This is a genomic window from Salinivibrio sp. MA607 (assembly GCF_001996245.1).
Taxonomy (GTDB): domain Bacteria; phylum Pseudomonadota; class Gammaproteobacteria; order Enterobacterales; family Vibrionaceae; genus Salinivibrio; species Salinivibrio costicola.
Window position 1 is genome coordinate 1 of the sequence record NZ_MUFJ01000050.1, and the last position, 5882, is coordinate 5882.

A 5882-nucleotide genomic window follows, 5' to 3' on the forward strand; every position below is an offset into this window, starting at 1 on the left:
TCGGCGTCGATACCGGCAAAGCGCAACTCGACATCTACGTCAGACCAACTGCGCACTTCTTCTCTGTGCCAAACACTGATAAAGGCATTAAAGATGCATTGAAAATCATCAAGCCATATCAGCCTGAGCGCATCATCATTGAAGCCACTGGCCGATTAGAAATGCYCTTTGTGCTCGCGTGTATTGAAGCCAATTTACCCATCGTACGCGCCAACCCTGTGCACATTAAACGCTTCGCCGGCGCCATTGGCCGCAGAGCGAAAAATGRCCGCTTAGATGCTGAGTTAATTGCACATTATGGCGACGCCATTAAGCCTGAAATCACCATTATCAAGGCGGAAAATATACGTTTAATGAGTGACTTAGTCATCAGGAGAAACCAGCTCCTATCTATGCAAACGATGGAAAAGAACCGCTTGCAGATACTGCCCAAAACCTTGCATTCAACCATCAAACCCATGCTCACTGCGATGAAAAATCAAATCACCAACATTGAGCAAAAACTCGTGAAGTTTATTGAAGCATGCCCTGAATATCAGACTAAAAATACGCTCTTACAAAGCGTGCCTGGCATTGGCAGCATTGCGGCAGCATCTATCATCAGTAACGTCCCTGAGCTGGGCTATATAACTAACAAACAAGCGGCATCACTCATTGGTGTTGCACCCGTGACAAAAGAAAGTGGGCGATATAAAGGCAAACGAGTGATCCAAAGTGGACGTGCTCAAGTTCGTACCGTGTTGTATATGGCGATGATGTCTGCGATGCAATGTAATCCTGTTTTTAAAGCGACGTATACCCGATTAGTCGCCGCTGGAAAGCCGAAAAAAGTCGCCATTATTGCCTGTGTGCGCAAGATGGTAGTGATCTTAAATTCGATGCTCAGAGACGGCGTGATGTGGGATAAAAATCTCGCTAAAATTTAGGATTGACGACATACTCGTTTGTTAGTTTACAGTTTTCCACATTGTTTTTGACTGCTCTTCAAAGCCTAGTTTCGCATAAAAGTTTTGTGCACACTTATTGAAAGACATGACCTCTAGCCTAATTTGCTCCGCACCTTGCAATTTAGCCCAGTCATTGCACTGAGCCATTAGTTGGGTTCCTATACCTGAAACTCTGACACTTTCATCAACTACAATTGTGCCAACACGACAAATTGGTGTTTTAACTAAAAACGGGATAGCTTCATTTTGAGTTACTTTCGCTGTCACAAAGCCAACAACATCACCAGCAAATTCAGCAACAAGAAAGAGCCTTGATTGATCATTTAGAGCTTGAAGAAGGAACTCTTTTTCTTCAGATGACGGTTCAACAAATGCTTCTGGTGCATTTTCAAAGTGCATGATTCCAATCTGATAATTTAGACGCAAGAGTGAGTCTAAATCTGACGCTTCAGCCGATCTAATTTTCATTTTCGTCCTCTGAATTTGATATGTAAACTAACGCCCGCAACAGCGGGTAATTTGTAGCGCTAGCGGAGAATTGCTCCGCTGCTTGCGATTGTTAAGGTTTGACCGTTTCGAGAACCAGATATCTGCCCTTTTCATTCACACCTTCACCGACTGTATTCCAACCCCTAGCCTCATAAAATGCTAAGGCTTTTGTGTTTTCTGCAATACACTTGAGGCGAGCTGGTCTTCCCAACTGCTTTAAACAAGTCGTCAAAAGCTCCGATCCGCACCCCCGACCAATCCAGCTGGGGCGCACGAACAAATTATGAATAAAATTTTCTGGCTCATAGATCGAAACGAATCCAATAAGCGAGCCTTCCCGCTCTGCAACCCAGATCGCCTCATCTTCTGTGTCCCTGTCAAAGTCTGACAATCGGACTGAGTTGGGGTCCAGCCACCCGAAAGCATTACGCCTAGACTCGAAGTAGATATTCCTTAGTGCTTCTCTGTCAGTTTCAACAAAACGTCGAACATCCACATCACTCTCCGGAGAACCTTAACGCTGCCATCACAGGTGACAAAAATGAAGTGAGTGAAACGAACGTGAATTTTTGGCATCCTGTGCATGGCTTTGTTACATTTATCCTGAGATATACTCTAGCAATTCAGCATTAGCTGCGTTTTTCATCAACCGAGCTCTTGCCGGCCCAACCCCATAAATTTTCTCAATTAAGCTTTCTTCGGTATTAGTATGCAAGTTTTCGATTGTTTGAATCCCAGCAGCCTTTAGTTTTTCTTTTTGCCAAGCCGTAAGCAGGACCAAAACGTCAATTGGTTTTTCAAGTAACGATCTCAAAGATTCTTTGTACTGGAGCTCATCATTTACCTCTAAAAGTACATCACTTCCTGAATATGAAGCGTGATTTTTACCGAACTCAGGAAATTTCTTAATTGAAAGGTTTTTATAAAATTCAGGGGATTCTCCATGTGGACTACTTTCCAATGAAATCATACAACCATATTTAATTTCGTACCTTGTGCCCAACTCAGCTCTAGTCGCTCGTACAGCTGTATCAACCGTTCTAATTATTCCAGTATATGTTAACAACCTCAAAGCTTCTTTTACCGCTTCTGGCGAATCTTTGTGTATCCAAAAGTAGATAGTTGACTCATCTATCCCTTTTTCTTTTCTAGAATTATTGTAATCTACAACTCGCGGAATGACTGAGTTTTCTAGAAACTTTCTACCCCAGTCAATCACACCTTGATGCCCTTTGTATTTATCACCTAACTCAGTATGCTCTATCCATATTTGATTTCTATAAAATGACTTTATAACCGCGTTAACATTTGATGTATTGAACTTTGACAGATCCTGGAGAGTTCTCAGTAGCATTCTAGGATTACCGCCAGATGAAAGAACCAGCGTATTGAACAGATCTCTTTGCCTATCGATATCTGCTTTCAGCCTATCATCAGATTGCTTAAAAACAATGTCTTTAAAATATTGAAGGTAATCTGATTCAGATATACTTCTCTCTAACTTTTTGTAGGCGCAATCATGAATCAGTTCAAAGGAGTCGCCAAAATGCGTGACACCAGGATATATAGCAGCATTACAGCTAATATATGGCGACCTAAGATCTTTAAATAAATTGAAAAATTGCCTTTGTTGTTCCGGTCTAAAAACGTGAGCAGCCTCATCGAAAAAGAACACCACTTTGTCTAGCGAATTTTCTTCGCAGATGATCTGTATTGCTTCTTTTACATCTTCGATATCCGGCAGTGATGAGATATCTAGCGTCGAATTTCCTTTATATGAATCTTCAAACATTTTTACGATTTCTTTCAAACTTACTTGAACGCCATCTTCGGTATCACTTTCATCGTTACTCAGAAGATTTGCTGTTAAGCTTGATACAACTACCCCCTTCTTTCTAAGTTTATTTAGAAGATATTTTAGGGTCTTAGCCATCATCCAATGATAAAACTGGAGATTGTCTTCAGTAGTTATTAGTGAACTCATATTAAATGGGACAAAGACAGTTACATTGGCGCTGCTTTCATCCTCCAGCTCTAATTCAGCCACCCGCATCAAAAATGACTTACCTGTTCCTCTAGACCCCTCTAAAAGGCATGGTTCATTTGATTTTAGGGCATCCAATATTTTTCTATCTGCAGCATTGACAACGGACAAGTTTAAAATTTCATTCTGCTTAATACTTTCTGTTCGAAGATAAAATTCACTCATTACATTTCCTATGAACGACCAAACAGTTCTCTAATTTTAGATATATGATTAAATTCTTCAGGAATAAATTGCAGCGATTCGCGGCTAGATTCATCAAGCAACATCGTATATCTACATACAGCAGAAAATAAAATTACTTCTGATGTAGATTTAAAATTTTCAAAATAGAAATCCAGCAAATCTGAGTTAAAGCTTAAGTTGAGTCCACTTTTCTCCCAAGTTTCACTATTCCCATGTACAAACTCAGAGAGCTTCCTATAGGTGGAAATCGCTTTGTCCCGATACGTGTCAGAATACGGGGAACATTCACTAAAGAACGCATTTTCAAACCTTTTAGACAGCACTCCGTTTTCTTCATCAACAAGCTTTGCCCACTTTATATCTGTCCGACCATCAAGCCATTCATGCAGCTCCATTTTATTCACTGAAAAATAAATAGAAGCCAGCCCCATCTCCAAAGCTAACCTTAAAGAAGCAAAAGCTTGCCTATATAGCCCCAAAGCCAAATTAAGTGTTGCCGCTTCTAGCTGTGTGCTAACTGTCACTAGCATCTGTTTTTCTTGAGGATCAAGCAGGCAATCTGAAAACTCGTAAATACATGAAGAAAGATGATGCAATGTACCGAGCTTTTCCTTTTCCAAAATTGTTTGACTGAATATTTTCTGAGAATCGCTATTCAGTCTTGAAAAGTATTCTTGTATGTCCATAAATTTACATCGATATCTATTTGAAAATGTAACGCCGCGTTAAGGGGTGAGCAACGCAACTACCAACTCACCGCATTGCACTAAAAACTAATAAAATCAATGCATAACGAAAATACTACGCGTTGCGAATCCCTCTTTAACGCCTTGTTATGTTTTGGGCTTAAGTTTAGAAACCAAACCCACAACCCTCTGCCCTAAATACTTCGCTGAAAGTAAGTCAACCTCGTCAGCAACACCATCAACTGATTGAGAAACAACACCAAGCTGGCAGCCAAAACGATTTAAACCTTGATCTTTATAACCATGAGCCAAATCTAGGCCAACCCAATACATACCGTGTTGATTTGCCAAAGTAATCAAATAATTTAGCGTACTTGATTGATCGCCATTCGGAGCGCTACCACTTGTAAAACCAGCGGCAACTTTATTTGACCACATTTGCTCACTCCAAAACTCACTACTTGCGTCAGCAAATGCTTTGAATTGGGCAGAAACACCGCCCATATATGTAGGTGAGCCCATTATGATGGCATCACATTCGAGTAGACTTTCGAAAAGCGTAGGGTTGATAAACCTACCCTCTACAATTTCCTTTCCGTCAATGCGATGTTCAAGAACAACCGCATCCGGCTCTGCGCCACAAATCCCTTTGATAACTTCTTGCGCCAACTTTCCTGTAACATCTGTTTTAGTAAAGTAAATTACCGCTATTTTCACTGATGTGTCCTTTTTCTACGGAAAAACATAACGCCGCGCTTTGCGGTTGCGTTGTAGCGCTAGCGGAAATGCAATCCGGCAACAGCACCTTGTTATAAGTAATTTACTTCGTACTTTACTTGAACAAAGTCGTTTGCAAAAGCAATCGCCTCTGAGTTTTCCAGTTTTATTTGATCGTTTAGTTGACCAAAAAGCGGGATGCCGCCGCCCAACAAAATAGGTGCTCTAGTGATTGTCATTTCATCGATGAGCTTATGATTTAGGAATGATGTAATTGTGCTTCCACCATCAATATAAGCATGGTTGAAACCTTTTCCCTCTAGCTCTTTTATTAAGTCAGTAATATCACCTGAAAACATTTCTACCTTGCTCTTCAAGTTTTCCGGTGGTGTTGTAATCGTGTTACTCAACACGACAATATGAATATCACCATAGGGCCATTGCTCAGCAGACAAATTCATATCCGAAATCGTTTCCATACACTTCCGCCCCATGATCATGCAATCAACTGAGGCTATAAACGCTCCAAATCCCATATCTGGATTTTCTGCGATGTCAGCTTTTGAATTGCCAGCATTGTGAAGCCAATCGACAGATCCCTCAGTAGTGGCGATGTAGCCATCTACGCTCGTGGCGATATATACAGAGCATTTCATTTTATATCCCTTTAGCTTGGTGCTTAAGATTACTTATAACGCTGAGCACAGTTGCAAAAATATATGGCGCTACATTTTGGGTACCAAAATTCGTGATATGTATTTTTGTCAATTGCTGCGATTTGTTAGGTAAACTTCCACTGTACAGCCTTTGCTT

The 5882-nt window shown here is 40.8% G+C and carries 7 protein-coding genes; 1 reads left to right on the forward strand and 6 read right to left on the reverse strand.

Translation table 11 applies throughout. From position 1 onward, the window contains the following. A partial coding sequence (locus tag BZG81_RS15735; RefSeq protein WP_198533667.1) for an IS110 family transposase occupies positions 1-926 on the forward strand: 926 nt, incomplete at its 5' end. Between the two features lie 21 nt (positions 927-947). Here the strand turns inward: BZG81_RS15735 and BZG81_RS15155 are convergent. The 6 genes from BZG81_RS15155 to BZG81_RS15180 all read right to left on the reverse strand — a co-directional run bounded on the left by BZG81_RS15155 (position 948) and on the right by BZG81_RS15180 (position 5725). Beyond that, complete coding sequence (locus BZG81_RS15155; protein WP_077677781.1) at positions 948-1415, reverse strand: GNAT family N-acetyltransferase; 468 nt, start codon at positions 1413-1415, stop codon at positions 948-950. A 91-nt stretch (positions 1416-1506) separates the two neighbouring features. Then, positions 1507-1932: a GNAT family N-acetyltransferase gene (locus BZG81_RS15160; protein ID WP_077677782.1), complete on the reverse strand. Its 426-nt coding sequence runs from the start codon at positions 1930-1932 to the stop codon at positions 1507-1509. A 102-nt stretch (positions 1933-2034) separates the two neighbouring features. After that, positions 2035-3645, reverse strand: coding sequence for a hypothetical protein (locus tag BZG81_RS15165; protein WP_198533668.1), 1611 nt, complete (start codon positions 3643-3645; stop codon positions 2035-2037). 8 nt (positions 3646-3653) lie between these two features. After that, the gene (locus tag BZG81_RS15170) at positions 3654-4352 is read right to left on the reverse strand and encodes a hypothetical protein (protein ID WP_077677783.1); all 699 of its coding nucleotides are present in this window, start codon (positions 4350-4352) and stop codon (positions 3654-3656) included. Positions 4353-4499: 147 nt separating this feature from the next. Further along, positions 4500-5069: a flavodoxin family protein gene (locus tag BZG81_RS15175; protein ID WP_077677784.1), complete on the reverse strand. Its 570-nt coding sequence runs from the start codon at positions 5067-5069 to the stop codon at positions 4500-4502. A 92-nt stretch (positions 5070-5161) separates the two neighbouring features. Next, complete coding sequence (locus tag BZG81_RS15180) at positions 5162-5725, reverse strand: dihydrofolate reductase family protein (RefSeq protein WP_077460234.1); 564 nt, start codon at positions 5723-5725, stop codon at positions 5162-5164. Between the last annotated feature and the right edge of the window lie 157 nt (positions 5726-5882).